18 protein-coding genes are annotated in these 18342 nt (G+C 41.0%); 9 read left to right on the top strand and 9 right to left on the bottom strand.

The genetic code is table 11. The features are described from left to right. Positions 1-24 precede the first annotated feature (24 nt). The 3 genes from B2727_RS13775 to B2727_RS13765 all read right to left on the bottom strand — a co-directional run bounded on the left by B2727_RS13775 (position 25) and on the right by B2727_RS13765 (position 2270). Positions 25-600, bottom strand: a complete 576-nt coding sequence (locus tag B2727_RS13775; RefSeq protein WP_004655958.1) for a xanthine phosphoribosyltransferase — start codon at positions 598-600, stop codon at positions 25-27. An 88-nt stretch (positions 601-688) separates the two neighbouring features. After that, complete coding sequence (locus tag B2727_RS13770; protein ID WP_004802577.1) at positions 689-1393, bottom strand: DUF3108 domain-containing protein; 705 nt, start codon at positions 1391-1393, stop codon at positions 689-691. A 196-nt stretch (positions 1394-1589) separates the two neighbouring features. Then, entirely contained in the window at positions 1590-2270 is a 681-nt protein-coding gene (locus B2727_RS13765) for a hypothetical protein (protein ID WP_004802578.1), read from the bottom strand. Between the two features lie 240 nt (positions 2271-2510). Between B2727_RS13765 and B2727_RS13760 the strand changes: the two genes are divergently transcribed. Continuing rightward, positions 2511-3398, top strand: a complete 888-nt coding sequence (locus B2727_RS13760) for an energy transducer TonB (protein ID WP_004802579.1) — start codon at positions 2511-2513, stop codon at positions 3396-3398. A 287-nt stretch (positions 3399-3685) separates the two neighbouring features. Then, positions 3686-5827 (top strand): TonB-dependent siderophore receptor, encoded by a 2142-nt coding sequence (locus B2727_RS13755; protein ID WP_033133279.1) that lies wholly within the window; start codon positions 3686-3688, stop codon positions 5825-5827. Between the two features lie 75 nt (positions 5828-5902). On the opposite strand, the gene B2727_RS13750 is transcribed toward B2727_RS13755, so the two are convergent. The 4 genes from B2727_RS13750 to miaB form a co-directional block, all read right to left on the bottom strand. Beyond that, positions 5903-6202, bottom strand: a complete 300-nt coding sequence (locus B2727_RS13750) for an antibiotic biosynthesis monooxygenase family protein (protein ID WP_033133280.1) — start codon at positions 6200-6202, stop codon at positions 5903-5905. An 11-nt stretch (positions 6203-6213) separates the two neighbouring features. Beyond that, on the bottom strand, positions 6214-6699 hold the full coding sequence (ybeY, locus tag B2727_RS13745; RefSeq protein ID WP_004802582.1) for an rRNA maturation RNase YbeY: 486 nt from the start codon (positions 6697-6699) through the stop codon (positions 6214-6216). Between the two features lie 67 nt (positions 6700-6766). Beyond that, positions 6767-7843: a PhoH family protein gene (locus B2727_RS13740; protein ID WP_004655946.1), complete on the bottom strand. Its 1077-nt coding sequence runs from the start codon at positions 7841-7843 to the stop codon at positions 6767-6769. A gap of 39 nt (positions 7844-7882) precedes the next feature. Continuing rightward, positions 7883-9334: a tRNA (N6-isopentenyl adenosine(37)-C2)-methylthiotransferase MiaB gene (gene miaB, locus B2727_RS13735; RefSeq protein ID WP_004802583.1), complete on the bottom strand. Its 1452-nt coding sequence runs from the start codon at positions 9332-9334 to the stop codon at positions 7883-7885. Positions 9335-9634: 300 nt separating this feature from the next. Between miaB and B2727_RS13730 the strand changes: the two genes are divergently transcribed. From B2727_RS13730 to B2727_RS13715, 4 genes are all read left to right on the top strand, one after another. Then, a complete protein-coding gene (locus B2727_RS13730; protein WP_171061094.1) occupies positions 9635-11542 on the top strand; it encodes a lytic transglycosylase domain-containing protein in 1908 nt (635 codons plus the stop codon). Between the two features lie 45 nt (positions 11543-11587). Further along, positions 11588-12256, top strand: a complete 669-nt coding sequence (locus B2727_RS13725) for a ribonuclease T2 family protein (protein WP_004802585.1) — start codon at positions 11588-11590, stop codon at positions 12254-12256. Between the two features lie 167 nt (positions 12257-12423). Continuing rightward, on the top strand, positions 12424-13410 hold the full coding sequence (locus tag B2727_RS13720; RefSeq protein WP_004655942.1) for a malate dehydrogenase: 987 nt from the start codon (positions 12424-12426) through the stop codon (positions 13408-13410). A gap of 156 nt (positions 13411-13566) precedes the next feature. Next, a complete protein-coding gene (locus B2727_RS13715; protein ID WP_004802586.1) occupies positions 13567-13809 on the top strand; it encodes a DUF2789 family protein in 243 nt (80 codons plus the stop codon). 20 nt (positions 13810-13829) lie between these two features. Here the strand turns inward: B2727_RS13715 and B2727_RS13710 are convergent, their stop codons facing one another. Together B2727_RS13710 and B2727_RS13705 are read right to left on the bottom strand one after the other, a co-directional pair. Further along, the gene (locus B2727_RS13710) at positions 13830-14357 is read right to left on the bottom strand and encodes a hypothetical protein (protein ID WP_033133281.1); all 528 of its coding nucleotides are present in this window, start codon (positions 14355-14357) and stop codon (positions 13830-13832) included. Between the two features lie 62 nt (positions 14358-14419). Continuing rightward, on the bottom strand, positions 14420-15046 hold the full coding sequence (locus B2727_RS13705; protein ID WP_033133282.1) for a 2OG-Fe(II) oxygenase: 627 nt from the start codon (positions 15044-15046) through the stop codon (positions 14420-14422). A 396-nt stretch (positions 15047-15442) separates the two neighbouring features. Between B2727_RS13705 and B2727_RS13700 the strand changes: the two genes are divergently transcribed. The 3 genes from B2727_RS13700 to B2727_RS13690 are packed head-to-tail and all read left to right on the top strand — an operon-like array spanning position 15443 to position 18250. Continuing rightward, entirely contained in the window at positions 15443-16300 is an 858-nt protein-coding gene (locus tag B2727_RS13700; protein ID WP_005200234.1) for a 23S rRNA (adenine(2030)-N(6))-methyltransferase RlmJ, read from the top strand. 38 nt (positions 16301-16338) lie between these two features. Beyond that, positions 16339-17172 (top strand): CDP-diacylglycerol--serine O-phosphatidyltransferase, encoded by an 834-nt coding sequence (gene pssA / locus B2727_RS13695; RefSeq protein WP_004802590.1) that lies wholly within the window; start codon positions 16339-16341, stop codon positions 17170-17172. Between the two features lie 16 nt (positions 17173-17188). Beyond that, positions 17189-18250 carry a DUF6670 family protein gene (locus B2727_RS13690; RefSeq protein ID WP_033133283.1) on the top strand — a complete coding sequence of 354 codons (1062 nt, stop codon included), beginning with the start codon at positions 17189-17191 and terminating at the stop codon, positions 18248-18250. Positions 18251-18342 lie beyond the last annotated feature (92 nt).

Raw genomic sequence — 18342 nt, 5'->3', positions numbered from 1 at the left:
CCGCTTTTTTCTCAGTGCTGAATCTTATTCAGTAACAAAAGTAACTTTGCCATCTTCTAAAGATTTAACACGTGCAAGTGACTCAACACGGTAGCCTTTTTCAAGCAATACATCACGGCCTGGTTGGAATGATTTTTCAATCACGATACCCACCCCAACTACTTCCGCTTTGGCTTGATGAATTAAGTCAATTAGACCTAATGCAGCTTGACCATTGGCCAAGAAGTCATCAATTACCAGTGCTTTGTCACTTGAGCTGATGTGCTTGTTTGAAATCGCAATGGTACTTTCAGTCTGTTTGGTAAACGAGAACACTTTAGAACGGTAAAGGTCGTCTTTCAATGTTAATGACTGGTATTTGCGCGCAAAAATAACAGGAACGCCAAGTTCTAAACCTGCCATGATTGCAGGTGCAATACCTGAGGCTTCGATGGTAATAATTTTAGTAATACCTGCATCTTTAAAGCGAGCGGCAAACTCTTTACCAATCAACTGCATCAACACAGGATCGATTTGGTGGTTTAAGAAAGCATCAACTTTCAAAACCTGATCAGATAGAACGATACCTTCATTTAAGATTTTCTGTTCTAAAGCGTACACGGGAGAATCCTCTAAACGGATGCTTGTTCAAGCAAAGGCATATTTTAAAAAGCATCGAAAAAAATGCAAGCCAAAATTGACCAGATGCTTAGTTTGTTTTACCTGAATAGCCTGTTAATAGTAGTCCATATGATGATTTTCCATCATTATGTGCCATTTTTACAGGAAGGTAATCGAGTTTCGGGGCTAACCAGAACACAGTATTACGCTCTGGTTTATCGTGCTGCATCACCACTTTGATGGTACTGAATGTGCCATAAGGGGTTTTGATATTCTCAGTACCTTGTTTCACAAAGCGGCGCTCATCGATGGCTTTCGCATCTGCAATCAGATACTTGGTTTTCAATGAATTGCTCTTCAAATCCTCACGGATTTGTAGTTCAGCATTGAGTTCATCCAAAGCACCTGCTTGCCATGCAAATGAGCGTGCCGTGTCATCTTTTTTGGTATTCACAACTTTACTATTGGGATTGAAGTTAATGCTCATCGTGTTGTTGTGAATTAAGATTTTACTGCTGCGACTAAATTTCTGCGAGTTGATTTTATTATCGGCAAAACTAAATTGACTGGTTTCAGATGCAGAAGCAATACCACCAGCTTTAGCACTGAATTGATAGGTCCAGTTATTACCTTGTTGAGAAAGAGTACGTGTTGCTGAACCGAGGTTTTTATTGTTGTAGCTGAATTGATAGCTGGCTTGGAAAGGCGCCATTGCCAAGGCATGACTAGAGATGCTTGCACTGAAAATGGCAGCCGAAGTAAGACCCAGTACTTTCAATAATTTCTTTGTCATAACACTATATCCTTTGAGCAATGCTGAATTGAATCGCTCATTTATCATTACGATTTAAAGATATTATGCCTGTAGATTATGAAGAAAAGATCAGGTTTTTTACTAAGCGCTTGTTAATTTTTCGTATAAATCATGAAGATGTATGTTTGGGGTAGCATCTCATGACAAGCAACATGCTACCTCAATGTAAACATATTTATTTTTTACGGTCTTTTTGCTGAATCGGGGTAACTTCGCTGTCGTTGAGATCATCTTCGTCAAAGTCATCTTCATTGGAAGGCGATAAAATTGCAGCAAGATTCACATTGCCCCAAACAATCAATTCCGCAGGACGGACGCGTGCACGATTGACATGTACTTTACTCAAGGTTTCGATAATGCTGGCTTTTTTACCTAACCAACGATTTAAATCGAGGTAAAGTAAATCATCTTGAACTTTCACCACTTCAAAATGTTCTAATATTTTGCCAAGTGGATCTTCTTCACGGAATTTCTGGTAATACCAAATTGCCACATAAAAGCCCCATTTTTGAAAGATGTTTTTGAATTTGGCTTCAATCACTTGGGTATTGCTGATTTGTTCAAAAACCATCAGTTGCACATTTTGATTCATTTCCATTTGAATCAACTTTAAATCAACCGATAAGGTGGTGTGCAGGCCTTTGACATCGAGGGTGGTGTATAAGCGTAACCAACCGTCATAAAGATCAGCATGCAGGTCTTGCATAATGCCCACATTTTCGGTGACATAACGTTCCATCGTGGCATTCACAAAAACTTGTGAAAGTGAAAACTCTCTTTCTTCTTCGATGAATTCTTCTGCTTTTTGGTAAACTTTACGTAGACGTTTAACTACAGATGAAATTAGCGTTTGCATAAAAGTTGTTCCAGAAAGTGAATTGATGAGTAAAGCAATGCCACAATCTTTGTATTCACTAAAAATAAAAATAAATTTCTGACTTGCAGTGTAGCAAAATTAATTGCTACATTTTCATAAAATGATGGTATGGAAACACTGTAACTATAAGTGGATCACATTTTTGTAAAATTTTGAATATTGGTTTGGTTTTTATACGGTTATGCCGTTGGGGATGGGACATTTTGTCGCTTGAATACCATGTGGAATAAAATAAATTTTCGTTCAGAACTGTCCCCTTATTGGTGGCAAGATCCAATTTTTGTTGGGGCAGTGGCTTTGGCGATGCTTTTGCATGGGGCGGTGTTGGCGATTCAATTTACCATGCCATCACCCTCTGACACTTCCACCAAAGAAATTGCCGTCACCGTTCGTCCAAGTACTGAAAAAGTTAAAGATGCAGACTTTTTGGCGCAAGCTGATCAAAAAGGTTCGGGTGATTTCCGTGAAGCACATCGGATGTCGAGCGATATGCCTGCACCGATGCAAGCCGATGCAACTACAGGTGAAAAAGAGTTAGAAAGTCTGGAGAAAATACAGCAAAAACGAGAGTTAAAATTCGAAGAAAAAGTGCTCATGACGGTTTTGAGTTGGCAAAAGCAAGCCGAGCAGAGCGAACGTAAAAAAACCTTGGATGATCTACAAAGTCAGTTTCAAGCCAAAGCTGCCATGGTCGCGAGTTTAGAAGCGCAATATTTACAACGACAACAAAATTTTAGCCGTAAACAACGCATTAAAACCGTTGATGGCATTCAGGCCAAACAAGATGCATCTGCTGCTTACCTAGATAAATTTCGCCAAAAAGTCGAGTTATATGGGAACCGCTATTATCCTGATCAAGCCAAACAACAACGCTTGGCGGGTGAAGTGCGCCTCATGGTGATTCTCAATGCAGAAGGGGGAATTCGAGCGATTCGCTTAATTGAAAGTTCTGGGCATGCGATTTTAGACGAAGCTGCTAAAGCATCGGTTCGCCGTGGTGCACCATTTGGACCCTTTGATGCCACGATGAAAAAAGAAATCTCTGAGTTGCGCATCATTCGGACTTGGCGTTTTGATCCAGTTGATGCTGAATTTGAAGTGCACTAATTAAGGTGTACTTCTTATTGGGAAATAATGATAGACAAACTACAAACTAAATATTTATAAAAATCATTTAATTATTTTTTAAAAAACTTAAATATATTTTTAAATTCAATAAAAACAGTTAACTAAATTTATTGCTTAAAACTTGAATTGATAATAAAAACAATTATCATTTGCAATGTGTTTTTAGTTAACTCTCCTTTTGAAAATGAATGCATCCTTCTTAAAATTTATCGGGGGAATGAGATGCATGTTTTCAAGACCGTTCCCTTGCAATAAGGACATATTTCATGCATCAACCTCCAACTTTAAACCTGTTTAAAGCCCGCCCACTGGTCTTGGCAATGGCTGCGATCTTGTTACCTACATTGGTATTTGCAGAAGACGAAGCGAACGAAAATGCAAAATTGCCAACGATTACAGTCAAAGCAGAAGAAGGGGCTTTGGCTGTAACGGAAGGAAAGAAAAGTTATACCGCTAAAAGTACCAATACATCGACCAAACTTAATTTATCGCTTCGAGAAACACCACAATCGGTCAAAGTTCTCACCCGTGAGTATTTGGATGATGCCAATATTACATCGTTTCAGGACATGTTAAATAACGTCACAGGCGTGACTGTGAATCAGTGGGATGAACGTCAGTACCCAACAGCACGTGGTTTTGATGTCGACTATTATCTGTTTGATGGTGTTCCAAGCAATGTGGGGATGGAAGCCAATGATCCTGATTTAACCATGTACGATCGGGTTGAACTGGTGAAAGGCGCAAATGGTTTGATGACAGGTGCTGGGAATCCTGCTATTGCGATTAACATGATTCGAAAACATGCCAATGCGAAAGAGTTGACAGGGAATGTCAGCACTTCTTTGGGCTCATGGAATGCATGGTCAAGTTCAGCAGATATTTCCACACCATTAAATGCTGATGGTAGTGTCCGTGGTCGTGTCGTCGTGAAGCACGAGGATACGGATTCGTATATGGATCGCTACGAAAAAACCAATAATGTAGTCTATGCGGTTGTGGATGCAGATATTACGGACAAGACTTATCTTTCAGTCGGTGCGGGGTATCAGAATCTAGAGCGAGAGGGTGTTCGTTGGGGCGGATTGCCCGCATTTTACACCGATGGTACCCGAACTGATTTCGATCGTTCTAAATCGGTGAGTTCGGATTGGACCTACTGGAATACCGATACCACCACGGCTTTTGCAACATTGAAGCAGAATCTATTTAACGATATCAATTTGAATGTGAACTATGCTTATCGAGAAGTAAAACAAGACACGGCCTTGCTCTATTCATGGGGGAAGCTGGATAAAGCAACCAATACACTCGGCTCTTTTATGACCTGGTCTGATGCCACCCAGACTAAAGAAAATAATATTGATACCTATCTCTCAGCACCTTTTATGCTGGGTGGCTTACAGCAGGAAGTTGTTGCAGGTTTTATGTATAACCAAAGCAAGAAAGATAAGTGGTACTCAGGAACGCCTCCGATTGCCTCAGGTGCCGTGCTCGATTTTGATCATCCAAATATTCCATTAATTGGTGCCATTCAGAATAATAACTTGTATCAACCTCCAAATAAGACCACACAAACAGGTGCTTATCTTGCAGGCAAGTTCAGCTTGTTGGAGCCATTGAAGTTAATTACAGGGGTACGTTTATCAAACTGGAAATATGAAAGTGACAATGGTGAAGGCAATCGGGAATTTAATAATGAAGTTACACCATATGCAGGCTTAGTTTTTGATTTTCTGGATCAATACTCTTGGTATGCCAGTTATACCAGTATCTTTAAGCCAGAAGATAAACGAGATGCGAATCGCCAATATCTTGATCCAAGAGAAGGGAAAAGCTATGAAACTGGCTTAAAAGGTGAGTTTTTAGACGGTAAATTGAATGCGGCCTTGTCGGTATTTAAAACCCAGCAGGATAATGTTGCAGAAGAGATAGTTGGTGTTTTTGTACCTGATACCAATGGTAACCCAACCACTGAGAAAGCCTACCGCAGTGTAGATGGCGTTGAAAGCAAAGGGGTTGAGTTTGAACTAGATGGGGAAATTAAAGACAACTGGAACCTGAGTTTCGGTGTTGCTCATTTCAATGCCAAAGGGAATGAAGTTCAAACCATGTCTTCAAGAACCAGCGCCAATCTCTTTACCAAATATACCTTGGATAAATGGAGTGTGGGTGGCGGGCTAAACTATAAGAGTAAATTTTATACTGGAGAAGGCAGTCAACGTATTAGCCAAGATGCATATGCTTTAGCAAACTTAATGGTGGGCTATGATATTGATTCAAATATCAAAGCACAGATTAATTTGAATAATGTATTTGATAAAAAATATTATTCAGGCATCGGGAATAACAGCATGGTTTATGGATCACCTCGTAACGTGACTTTGACGCTACGTTATCAATTCTAATTCTCTTGAGAAATAAAAAAAACGGCTGAATACAGCCGTTTTTTTTATTGAGCATGTGGATAAGTTTGCGTTTATTCACAAGCCATTTTGACTTGAATAAGCACGTTCAACTGTACAGATTTCCACACTAAAATCCTGATACCATTTTTCTTTGCCTAATCGCTGAGCAACCAGATGTTCTGCATCGCGTTGCCAAAGTTTAATATCTTCAAGACTGTTCCAGTAAGACAGTGCTATTTCAAAACCATTTTCACTACACGCTTCAAATTTGACGCAATTAAATTGGCTCAAGGCTTTATTTCTCAGCTTTTGTGCCATTTCTGAATAAGTTGCGTCAAGTTGTTTGATCGTGGCTTTAAAAATAACGATATACATAGGACCTTGGATTAGCTTTCATCAGCTTGGTAAGGATTGGCGATACCCAGTTTTTTTAGAATCTCAATTTCTAAAGCTTCCATTTCTTCAGCTTCAGTTTCACTGGTTTCATGGTCGAAGCCAAGCAAATGTAGAATGCCGTGAACCAGTAAATGGGTGAAATGATCGCTTGGCGTCTTTTGCTGTTCAGCCGCTTCTTGTAAAACCACAGGAATACAAATCACCAAGTCACCTAAAGGTTCTGCATCGAGTAAGCTGAGCATTTCCTCAGGAATATCACTTGGGAAAGACAGCACATTGGTCGGTTTGTCTTTTTCGCGGTATTGCAGATTGAGTTCATGGCTTTCAGCTAGATCAACACAGGCAATCCCGATTTCACAATTCGCATCAAAACCGACATGACGCAGTGCAGTTTCGATATTTTTTTTGATTTGACCACGTTTGAGTGGCAATTCAGTAGCTTGAAAGTCTTGTTGAAGACTTAAATTGATTTTCAAAGTAGATCCTTAAAATCGTCCCCTTAAGATGCGACTAAAGCATCTTAAGGGGAGTGGAGGGATTTTTCTAAATGTGTTGCGCATCTGCCGCAGAATCATTTTCTGCAATCAGTGCTTCTTGTTTGGCTTTGCGTTCGGCACGGGCTTCAGCAGACAGGCGTTGCTGTTCACTGTCCCAACCTTCGTAAGCTTCAACAATTTTTTGTACCAATTGATGGCGAACCACATCACGTGAATGGAAACGGGTGATATGAATCTCATGGACATTTTCCAGTACACGTAATGCTTGTGCTAAACCTGATTGTTGCCCACGCGGTAAGTCAACCTGTGTAACGTCACCCGTAATCACTGCACGTGAACCAAAACCTAAACGGGTCAGGAACATCTTCATCTGTTCAGGTGTGGTGTTTTGTGCTTCATCTAAAATGACGAATGAGTGGTTCAAGGTACGTCCGCGCATATAGGCCAGCGGAGCAACTTCAATCACTTGGCGTTCAATCAATTTAGCCACTTTTTCAAAGCCCAGCATTTCATATAGGGCATCGTAAAGTGGGCGTAAGTAGGGATCGATTTTTTGGGTGAGGTCACCGGGTAAGAAACCGAGCTTTTCACCGGCTTCAACCGCAGGACGAACCAGCAAGATTCGCTGAATTTCATTGCGTTCCAGCATATCAACCGCGGCAGCAACCGCCAGATAGGTTTTACCGGTCCCTGCTGGGCCAATACCGAAGGAAATATCACTTTGTAAAATACGTTGTACATAGCGTTTTTGATTGGCGCCACGTGGGTTAATTCGCCCTTTGCGGGTCTGTAACCAAACACTATCGAGGCCTGTATGTTCTTGATCTGAATCATCCATCAGTTCACGATCGGTCTGTGAACCTTGGATCATCAAATGAATGACATCGGCGCTGATTTGCGAGGAAATTTCTGATTCTTGATAGAGCCGTTGCAGTAGTGCTTCGGCTCTTTCGACCGCTTCTATATCACCATCGAGATAAAAGGCATCACCACGGTGAGTAATTTTGACATCTAAACGTTGTTCGATTTGTTTTAAATGCCCGTTATACGCACCGAGCATGCTTTTCAAACGTTCCAATTGAATTTCAGGGAACGTTACTGTACGTCGAATCGCTGCAGTCAAGATAAACCCTTTTTGTTGCTTTGTAGGAATACCCTTACATTACGCCACGTCAGGTTCAAGATTCAAGAGTTCTCCGTAAACTAAATTCAAAGTTTTAATTTCCGTGATCTCAATCTCTGCGAAACGGCCAATCCACGCGGCATCACCGATAAAAGTAACCAAACGTGTATTGTCCGCTGTACCAATTAAAACATTCGGATCTTTATCAGAAACCTTCTCAATTAATACACGTTCAATCTTACCGAGCATGGCATCCGTTTTATCAATACTCGAACGTTTAATCACTTCTTGTACTTGAGCCAAACGGTCTTTTTTCACTTGCTCAGGGGTACTGTCTGGTAAATCAGAAGCTGGTGTACCTGGACGCTTCGAATAGACAAAACTATAAGAGTGATCGAAATCTAGATCTTTAATGAATTGCAACGTTTCAGCAAAGTGTGCATCTGTTTCACCTGGGAAACCGATAATGAAGTCGCTAGATAAATGCATATCTGGACGTACTTTACGTAACTTGGCAATTTTATCGATGTAGACATCAATGGTATGGTTACGCTTCATGGCTTGCAATACATCGTTTGAACCACTTTGTACTGGCAGATGCAAGTGCGAAACCATTTGCGGTAAATCACGGTAGCATTGGATTAAATCTTCTGAGAATTCAAGAGGGTGAGAGGTGGTATAGCGTAGACGACCAATCCCTGGAATTTCTGCGACTAAGCGCAACAATTCTGGGAAAGTACAAATTTCACCTTCAAAGGTTTCACCGCGATAACCATTCACGTTTTGACCGAGTAAGCTGATCTCACGTACGCCTTTTTCAGCCAAGCCTGCGATTTCTGCCAACACATCATCCAACGGACGAGACACTTCTTCGCCACGGGTATAAGGGACCACACAGAATGAACAGTACTTCGAGCAACCTTCCATAATTGAAACGAATGCTTTAAAGCCTTCGACACGCGGTTCAGGCAAAAAGTCGAACTTTTCGATATCTGGGAAAGAAATATCAACCAATTTGATTTTTTCTTTCTTTGGTTTTTCAATTTGAGCGTGATGCTGATCTAGCATTTGTGGCAAACGGTGTAGCGTTTGTGGGCCAAAGATCATATCTACATAAGGTGCACGTTTTTGAATGTTGTCACCTTCTTGTGATGCAACACAACCACCCACACCAATGATGAGATCTGGGTTTTGTTCTTTCAGTTTGCGCCAGCGACCTAGACCACTAAATACCTTCTCTTGTGCTTTTTCACGGATCGAGCAGGTATTCATCAGCAGAATGTCTGCTTCGTTTGGATTGTCAGTGAGCACATAGCCATGTGAATCACCTAACAAATCTGCCATACGATGACTGTCATACTCATTCATCTGACACCCTTGAGTTTCAATAAACAATTTCTTGATTGAAACATCAGCGGTGTGCATTGGCTGGGTAACAGTGTTTTCTGAAGCAGCTTTTACAGCACTGGGAATGAATGTTTGAACCGTCATGCAGGCTCCTAAACAAGGTGGATTTAAATAAACGGCGGATTATAGCAGTATTTTAAACGGAACGCAGAGAATAAAAAACTGACAAAAATGGACAGTTTATGAATAAAATTGCGCGAATTTTAATGAATATGAATCAGTAATTTACATAACACAACAATAGTGGAAGGCTAGACTTATTACACTATAATGGCAGGGCAAAATTGGGCATAGATATTGATGAAGATGAAAAAGCAGCGTGATTTTAGAACAACCGTAACTCCAAAATTGAATAACAAGAAGAGCTTCCGTTGTTTTATTGCAATGGGAGGAATGATCGCATGCTCATCTGTCTATGCTCTAGATGAACAGTTTAATGATGCGTTGCGCGCTGCCAATGCAGGCAATTCTGCTTTGCTCGATCAATATCAATCTGACATGCAAAATGATGCTTTGGGTTATTATCCAGAATATTGGAAACTGAACACCAATCTTGGCTTTCAGCCTGCATCTTCGATTATTAGCTTTGCACAACGCTATCCACAATCAGCGATGGCGGAAAAACTCTCTGCCGATTACGTGGAAGAAAAAGTCAAACTCGGAAGCTTTGCCGATGCCAAGCCTGTACTGAGTTATGTCACCAATCCAGATCAAGAAGAAAGCTGCGCCGTTGCACAAGTCCGTGCAAAAACAGGTGATAGTCTGGTTTTTGCAGAATATAAAGACATTTGGTTAGCAACCAATTCTCAGCCTGAATCATGTAATGGTTTGGGGCGTTTGATGCTGTCTAGCCCATTGATGACTGCACAAGACCGTCAACAACGTTTATGGGGTCAATTACGTGCAGGCCAATCTGGTCCCGCGATTGCCACTGCTCAAACCATGGGCTTGAATCTTTCTTTAGCGCAGTTTAATCAAATTCAAGCCAATCCATTGGGTTATTTGTGGAGTGCACCGAAGTCGAATGATGCCGATTATGCCTATTTAATCTTTGCCTTGGGACGTGTTGCGGATAGCGACTTAACCAATGCTTTGGGCAATGTGCAGCGTGCTGTTCAAGATGTGCCACAACCCGTACAACAATATTTATATCGCACCATTGGTTATGTTGGCGGTACTACCGTAATGAAAAATGGCTTTAATCGTGAAGTGTTAAATGCCTATGACCAAAGTTATGGTTATCCATTTAGCCCTGAAGAAGCTGAAATTTATGCCCGTCAGGCGATTCGTTTCGGGGCGTGGGAAAGTTTGATTCGTGCGATTGATGCGATGTCGGTGACACAAAAGCAGGAAGACCGTTGGCAGTATTGGTTGGCACGTGCATCGGAGCAGCGTTCAGATGGTGGTTCTAAACAAGCGGCACAGCAGATTTATCGCAAATTGGCCCAAGCTGGCGATGACTACCATAACTTGTTGGCGAAAGATCGCCTAGGTGAACGTTATAACCATCAGCCTTATAATGAGCAGCCAAGCACTCAGGATATTCAACGCCTGAATCAAAATATTCATTTTAGACGTGCCTTTGCATTAAGAGATGTCAATGCGCCTGCCAATTATACCAATCGTGAGTGGAACTGGGCGGTTCGCCAAGCCTATTTGCAACACGACGATGGTCTGCTTTTAGCCGCAGCGAAACGTGCGCATGATGTCGGTTGGTATGATCGTGCAATTTATGCAGCGGATCGTACCACGTCTCGCCATAATGATACTTATCGTTACGCGACACCGCATCGTAGCAATGTAACTAGTCATAGTTACAATGCAGGTATTGATCCAGCATGGGCCTATGGTTTAATGCGCCAAGAGAGTCGTTTTGTAACCTCTGCACGTTCCCATGTTGGGGCAGGTGGTTTAATGCAGATTATGCCAAACACGGCAAAACTGATCGCAAGACAAATGGGTGAAACCTATAATCCTGCGGCATTGAGTGAAATGAACACCAATATTCGATACGGGACCTATTATCTTTCAATGATTCAAAGTCAGTTGAGTGGTAATGCGGTATTGGCAACAGCAGGTTATAACGCGGGTCCAAATCGTGCACGCCGTTGGCAGCCTGATGCTCAGAATATGGCAGCAGATCAATATACTGAAACGATTCCATTATTGGAAACACGTGACTATGTTAAACATGTCATGACCAACGCTACACATTATGGCGTGGTATTAGGGCAGGGATCGCAATCGTTAGAAAAACGAATGAGTACGATTCCTGTACGTAGTGGGCCTTAAGACACACCAAGATGTTTAAGTGAAACAATGAAGTTTTTGCATTTGATGAAACCAATCGAATTACTCAAAGGGCAATTGATGAGATCGCTACAGGCCTTGGCTTGTTACTTGGTCTTCTCTTTCAGTGCTCCATTACATGCTGCGAGTAATCCAGACGTTGCAGGCTATGTCATGCATGTCCAAATGACACCTGCTGCTTGCTCTTTTGATTCATCAAGACAAAAGCAACGTAAATGTCTGGAAGGTTATTCCCTCACGATTGCAAGTTTATTGCCTGAAGTACCGCTCAACCGAGATTGCTCAACTAAAACATCTGCCAAATTATCGCCATTACAAGCAAAGGTGGTGGCGCGTGTCATGCCTGATGAAAATGCCCGTGTGCAGTTATGGCAGGATGTGGGGGGGTGTATGCCGATGAATGCTAGTCAATATTTTAGAACCATTATTAACTTTGCGGAGCGTTTAAAAATCCCTGCGGATTTGACCAGCCCGAATACCATTGAAGTACAAAAGGAAAGCTTAAGACAGCAATTTACCAAGCTCAATCCGTCGTTGCCGCCGAATGGAATTCGCTTTACTTGCCAGTCATCGAGATTTGATTCAGTCTTAACTGAAATACGCGTTTGTTATCAGAAAAATGGTCAATATAAACAATGCGCAAGCCATATTGTGACAGGCTGCCCAAGTGAATTTACGATTAAAGGAAGTTATTAGGTATTTACCTAGTTTGATTTGTATTTTCTATTAGACTTTCGTTGAAATTCATTCTCTTTTACATGCATCTGTATTCGCTTTAGAGTACAATCTTTGCCGTTTATGATAATTCGATTGAATAATAATAGCGTTCAATCGTGCAAACGCATCTCATTGGAGAATATCACATGAAGCAACCCGTTCGTGTAGCCGTTACAGGCGCTGCTGGTCAAATTGGTTATAGCTTATTATTCCGTATCGCAAGCGGTGAAATGCTAGGTAAAGATCAACCAGTAATTTTACAATTGCTTGAAGTTCCTTTTGAGAAAGCTCAACAAGCGCTTAAAGGCGTGATGATGGAACTTGATGACTGTGCTTTCCCATTATTGGCAGGCATGATCGGGACTGATGATCCTAAAGTTGCATTTAAAGATGCTGACTATGCGTTATTAGTTGGTTCTCGCCCACGTGGTCCTGGTATGGAACGTGCTGACTTGTTGAAAGTGAATGGCGAAATCTTTATCGGTCAAGGCCAAGCACTTAACGAAGTTGCTAGCCGTGACGTTAAAGTATTGGTTGTTGGTAACCCAGCAAACACCAATGCTTACATCGCAATGAAATCTGCTCCAGATCTTCCAGCGAAAAACTTTACCGCAATGTTACGTCTTGACCACAACCGTGCCTTGACTCAACTTGCTCAAAAAGCAGGTGTTGCAGTTTCTGACATCGAAGACATGACTGTTTGGGGTAACCACTCTCCAACAATGTACGCTGACTACCGTTTTGCAACTGCAAATGGCGTAAGCTTAAAAGACAAAATCAACGATGCAGCATGGAACAAAGATGTGTTCCTTCCAACTGTTGGTAAACGTGGTGCTGCGATTATCGAAGCACGTGGTTTGTCTTCAGCTGCTTCAGCTGCAAACGCTGCAATCGATCACATGCGTGACTGGGCGTTGGGCACAAACGGCAAATGGGTAACTATGGGCATTCCATCTGATGGTTCTTATGGTATTCCAGAAGGCGTTATGTTCGGTTTCCCTGTAACCACTGAAAACGGTGAATACAAAATCGTTCAAGGCTTAGAAATTGACGAGTTCAGCCGTGAGCGCATCAACTTCACGTTGAATGAGCTTGAAGAAGAACGTGCAGCAATTGCTGACATGGTAAAATAATTTATCTTTTGGATAAATTGAAAGCACTCTCCTAGAGAGTGCTTTTTTTATGCCAATAAACACAAAAAACAACAAGAAAATATAGACCTATCGCTGCATGCTATGGCGATTTGCTGTTAGATTACTTCGATAAAGGACATGATTTGGAGAATAACAATGTTTGAACAGCAACCGACACTTGAGCTTTTATTCGAACAACTTGGGCTTGGGGCAGATGAGGCAGCAATCGAAAACTTTGTGAAAACTCATCAACTACCTGCCGATCAAAAATTACATGAAGCGGAATTTTGGAGTGCAGGACAGCGAGATTTTCTCAAAAGTCACTGGGATAAAGATGATGAGTGGGCGATCGTGATTGATGAGTTGAATCAACAACTACATGTGGATAGCACAAGATAGTCAAATAAAAAAAGCTCACATTAGTGAGCTTTTTTTTGAATCAATGTTTTAAACCAATCTTCTTGGCGTATGGCATTAAATGCAGGGTGGAGTTGTAATAGCTCTAAATCATGTTCTAAACATGACACATATTTTTTTAACCAGTGTTGTGTTAAGGCTTGTTCTTGTTTAGCTGCTGATGCGTAGGCCAAGAAGAAATAGACGTCTAAATGCTCATGATGGGCCAAGGGTTTTAAAATTTGTTGGGTGATCAAGGCAAAGCGTCGTTCTTTGGTCAACTCAAAGTAAATCATATAGGCTTTGGCTAGATGCAAGGACAAATTCAAATATAAACTGAGTGGCATTTCATCATATTCAATACGTGCCTGTTCAATGAGCACGATTGCTTCTTGCAAGAAATGCAATTGTTCCTGTCGAATATGGCTCAATACGACCAATTGCAAACGGAGGTCAGCACGCTCTAAAGCAAGTTCGGGAGTATTGCTTTCTAAATAGAGTTGGTCTGTTTCACCAATTCGAGCAATCACTTGTTGAGTTTCATTCGACATTATGGATCCAAAATCGTCAGTTATGCGTGGTATATAAGGGTGTTTTTAGGAATTTAAAGGGTTTAAGTTTTATTCCAAATTGAGCCACCACTACGTAACCATGCCGTGATTGATAAACGTTGCTGTTTAGAGAGTAGGACTTCGTGTAAGACATCACTTTGAAAAATCGCGAGACGATTCGGCTGTGGTTGAATGATATGCCATTGATCATGCTTATCCTGCAATCGTAATTGACCACCCCAATCCTCTTGCCAACTTTCATGTAAATAGAACACGGTCGAAATCATACGATCATTTTTTTGTTGTGGGTTATCGCGGTGTAAAGCATAAAACTCACCTGCGTTATAACAAGCGAAATGTGCTTCGACTTCTTTAATGCCTAAATAGAAAGCCTGATTCAACGCTTGAGATAGATGTTCTAAGGTCTGTAAATGCTGTTGTGCAATGGGTAGTTGCCCATCAATCCATAGAATGTGATCACTACGGATATGGCTGACCACACCATTTTGTATTCCTGCTGCTCTAAATTCGTCAAGATGCGAAGTACATTCATGTGCTAATGTCTGCACATAATCAAGTGAGTAAATATCATCAATCAAGGCAAAGCCAAATTCATTTAGATCATCCAGCACTTGATCCAGATTCCAAGACTGAAGATTTAATGCGGGTGGAAGAGTTGTTGCTTGCATAGCACTCCAGTGACTTAGGTTCGATTGTAGGGCAATTTTAGACGATCACATCAACGCTAAAGAATAATTTAGGGGCTGCTGACATTTCAACCATGCTTTGCGTTATAAGCTAAAACGACATAAACAAGGCATGGAACGTAGGCAATGGCGATTCCCTTGTCAAGTTTCATAACGAAGTTTAGGGTAGTTTTAGCTATAACCCTTCGGGACTGTGACATTTTTTGCTGCTACAGCGTTATGTTTTTCTCATTTAGGATGCTAAATTTCGTAAACCATGCCTTGTATCAGCTAAAAAATGTCTACAGTCGCAATGAGAGCTAGAGCTCGCAAGGTGAAATGTCATCGGCCCCTATTTTCATGTTAAACTACCTGCTGAATTGAGGAATAATTGTCAACATGAATTACCGTCACCATTTCCATGCGGGTAACTTTGCCGATGTTATGAAGCATGTACTTTTGCTTCAACTGCTCGCTCGTTTAAATGCTAAAGATAAACCTTATCGATATATCGATACCCATGGTGGTGCAGGTAAATATGATTTATCTACGTCTGAAGCACAAAAATCAGGTGAATTCTTAACGGGTATCCATCGTTTGGTCAAGCTTGACGATTCGATTAAACGTAATGCGCCTGAAGGTGTAAAGCAATATCTTAAAATTGTTGAAGATATGCGTGCTGGTTCGGGTAAAGGCGCTTATCCAGGTTCACCTTGGTTTGCGCTTGAAGGTATGCGTGATATTGATAAAGCAACTATATTTGAAATGCAGCGTGATGTGTTTCAACAATTGTATTTTAATATTCGTGATAAACGTGCGGGCTTGCATGAGCGTGATTTTTATGAAGGCCTGATGGGTGTTATTCCGCCGAAAGAAAAGCGCGGATTGGTCATGATTGACCCTCCTTACGAAATTGAGCGTAAAGATTTCCCGCAATTGGTTGAAATACTCCAAGCCGCACATAAAAAATGGCCAACAGGTGTGATTGCAGTTTGGTATCCAATCAAAGATCGCGCCATGATTGAACGTTTTGAAAAGAAAATGATGAAAACGGGTATTCGCCGTCAGCTCATTTGTGAAATTTGTGTATGGCCAGATGACACCCCAGTCGGATTGAATGGTTGTGGCTTATTGGTGATTAATCCACCTTGGAAGTTCTCAGAAGATGCGGATCAAGCATTACAATGGTTATTTCCACATTTGCGCATGAGTGAAAATGGTGGACATGCTGCAGTGCGTTGGTTGGTGGGTGAATAACCCATCAACGTCCAAATATTCTCGAGGAATTGAAAATAATGACAAATTCTCTTAAACCTGATTCTGATTTGAACAAAGAAGATCATTCTTTTGATGGAATCACTTTTGAAGTAGAAGAAGAAGAGCATACGCACGAAGGACAAAAAGTGAAACGCCGTGGCATTTATTTATGGCCGAATTTAATTACAACAGCCGCACTTCTTTCTGGTTTTTATTCCATTATTGCCAGTATGAATGGAAACTTTAACCAAGCGATCTATGCCATTTTCTTGGCTGCATTGCTTGATGGTTTGGATGGGAGAGTGGCTCGTGCAATTGGTGCACAAAGTGCATTTGGTGAGCAATACGATTCGCTTTCTGACTTGTTGGCGTTTGGTGTTGCACCCGCTATTTTGATGTATAGCTGGAGCTTGCATGATCTTGGACGTATCGGTTTAGCCTGTTGCTTTATTTATACCGCTTGTGCCGCTTTTCGCCTAGCGCGTTTCAATGTGCAAATCGGCGTGGTGGATAAGCGCTACTTTATTGGTATCGCCAGCCCGCTTGCGGCAGTGACTGTTATTTCATTGGTATGGGTCGGTCGTGATTATCCATTTATCTTTGATTTAAAAGATATCGTCATTCAAGTGATTAATTCAGTGGTCATGGTTGCCGTTGGCTTACTGATGATTTCAAACATCAAATACTATTCATTTAAACAAATGGATCGTAAGCGTGTACCTTTCGTCGTGATGTTACCTGTGGTCTTGATTTTTGCTGCAATCACGTACAACATTCCTGTAGGGATACTGATAGTCTGTATCATCTATGTCCTTTCAGGATTTGTGACGACACTATTTGCCAAAAAGAATGATGCTAAAATAACAACTTGAATTACGGAGGTTCAGTATGCCAATATTGATGAATAACAATCAATTAAAGCAGCTGAACCTCAATAAGTCAGATGCTTTAACTTTTCATCCGCCCAAAGGTCTTTTTAAAATTGTCTATCAGGCCTTAATTCTGCCAAATTTGCCTGAACCCTTTCATTATTTAAATTTCATTAGCCTGATTGGGCAACCGCGGATCCCTATTTGTTATAACGCCAGTGCAATTGCTACGACGGCAATTGATACTGCGACTGTTTTGGTTGCCAGTAGTTTATCTACAGTCGGGCATCTCAAAAGTTATAGTGCCAAAGAACAGTGTCAATTAGAGCAAGATCGTTACCAGTTTTTAGATGTAGATCAAATCCAAGTTGATTTCCCAAATTATTATTTTAAGCGTGATGATGAAGAACTCAGTTGCCAACTCAAAGTGAATATTGGTACTGAAATAGAAAACCATTCAGCCTTGCAATGGGGCGTTGGGGATTATTGGTATGTTCGCTGTCAGTGCGAAGGCGAAATCACCTATAAAAAACAAAAATATCAAATCCAAGCACAAGGCATTTTGAAACATGCCAGAGCCATCTACTTACCTTTTATCGCCTTTCATTTTTTTACTTATCAAATTATTCAGGTCAGTGCAGACTTCCAGATCATCTTGTCTGAACTTAGAAATCAGTGGAATAACATTATTTTTTCTAGAATTGAAATTCAGTCGAATGAGCAAAATTCAATACTCTATGATCATCAAGTCATTTTAGATGTCACACGTGTATATCCTAAAGTACAGACCCCAAATGGACGGGAGATGTATTTGCCGCGGGAATTTATTTGGCAATATTCAGAAAAGGGAGAGGTGGTCTTTCAACTGCAAGCTCAAAGCCGAGGTGATTATAAATTTGGCTTAGCAGCGGGTTATGTAGGAAGTTTTAATTATCAATTATTGTGGAACAAACAAAGTTATCAAGGTTCTGGATACTGTGAATATATCGATTGTCGCCCTTTACACTGGCAAGAAAAAAATAAAACTGAGCAAATAATCGACCAAGTTGCACATTTTCAGCCTTATTTGTGTAAAAAATAAGCGTTCGAAGCAATAATTTAAGATAATTTAAAAAATGGGGCTGTGTTGGATGTGAAATGCTGAAGAATGCACATCCATCGGCGGTGATGCAG

Source organism: Acinetobacter sp. UBA991 (genome assembly GCF_002292065.1).
Taxonomy (GTDB): domain Bacteria; phylum Pseudomonadota; class Gammaproteobacteria; order Pseudomonadales; family Moraxellaceae; genus Acinetobacter; species Acinetobacter higginsii.
Note: the sequence above shows the minus strand (reverse complement) of the source record. Positions and strands in the feature narration are given on the sequence as shown.

Coding starts and splice junctions, on each gene's coding strand:
- B2727_RS13770 (WP_004802577.1), bottom strand. CDS start 1,393: ATGACAAAGAAATTATTGAAAGTACTGGGTCTTACTTCGGCTGCCATT.
- B2727_RS13720 (WP_004655942.1), top strand. CDS start 12,424: ATGAAGCAACCCGTTCGTGTAGCCGTTACAGGCGCTGCTGGTCAAATT.
- B2727_RS13690 (WP_033133283.1), top strand. CDS start 17,189: ATGCCAATATTGATGAATAACAATCAATTAAAGCAGCTGAACCTCAAT.
- B2727_RS13710 (WP_033133281.1), bottom strand. CDS start 14,357: ATGTCGAATGAAACTCAACAAGTGATTGCTCGAATTGGTGAAACAGAC.
- B2727_RS13700 (WP_005200234.1), top strand. CDS start 15,443: ATGAATTACCGTCACCATTTCCATGCGGGTAACTTTGCCGATGTTATG.
- B2727_RS13760 (WP_004802579.1), top strand. CDS start 2,511: ATGTGGAATAAAATAAATTTTCGTTCAGAACTGTCCCCTTATTGGTGG.
- pssA (WP_004802590.1), top strand. CDS start 16,339: ATGACAAATTCTCTTAAACCTGATTCTGATTTGAACAAAGAAGATCAT.
- B2727_RS13730 (WP_171061094.1), top strand. CDS start 9,635: ATGGGAGGAATGATCGCATGCTCATCTGTCTATGCTCTAGATGAACAG.
- B2727_RS13715 (WP_004802586.1), top strand. CDS start 13,567: ATGTTTGAACAGCAACCGACACTTGAGCTTTTATTCGAACAACTTGGG.
- B2727_RS13705 (WP_033133282.1), bottom strand. CDS start 15,046: ATGCAAGCAACAACTCTTCCACCCGCATTAAATCTTCAGTCTTGGAAT.
- B2727_RS13750 (WP_033133280.1), bottom strand. CDS start 6,202: ATGTATATCGTTATTTTTAAAGCCACGATCAAACAACTTGACGCAACT.
- B2727_RS13725 (WP_004802585.1), top strand. CDS start 11,588: ATGAAACCAATCGAATTACTCAAAGGGCAATTGATGAGATCGCTACAG.
- miaB (WP_004802583.1), bottom strand. CDS start 9,334: ATGACGGTTCAAACATTCATTCCCAGTGCTGTAAAAGCTGCTTCAGAA.
- B2727_RS13765 (WP_004802578.1), bottom strand. CDS start 2,270: ATGCAAACGCTAATTTCATCTGTAGTTAAACGTCTACGTAAAGTTTAC.
- B2727_RS13755 (WP_033133279.1), top strand. CDS start 3,686: ATGCATCAACCTCCAACTTTAAACCTGTTTAAAGCCCGCCCACTGGTC.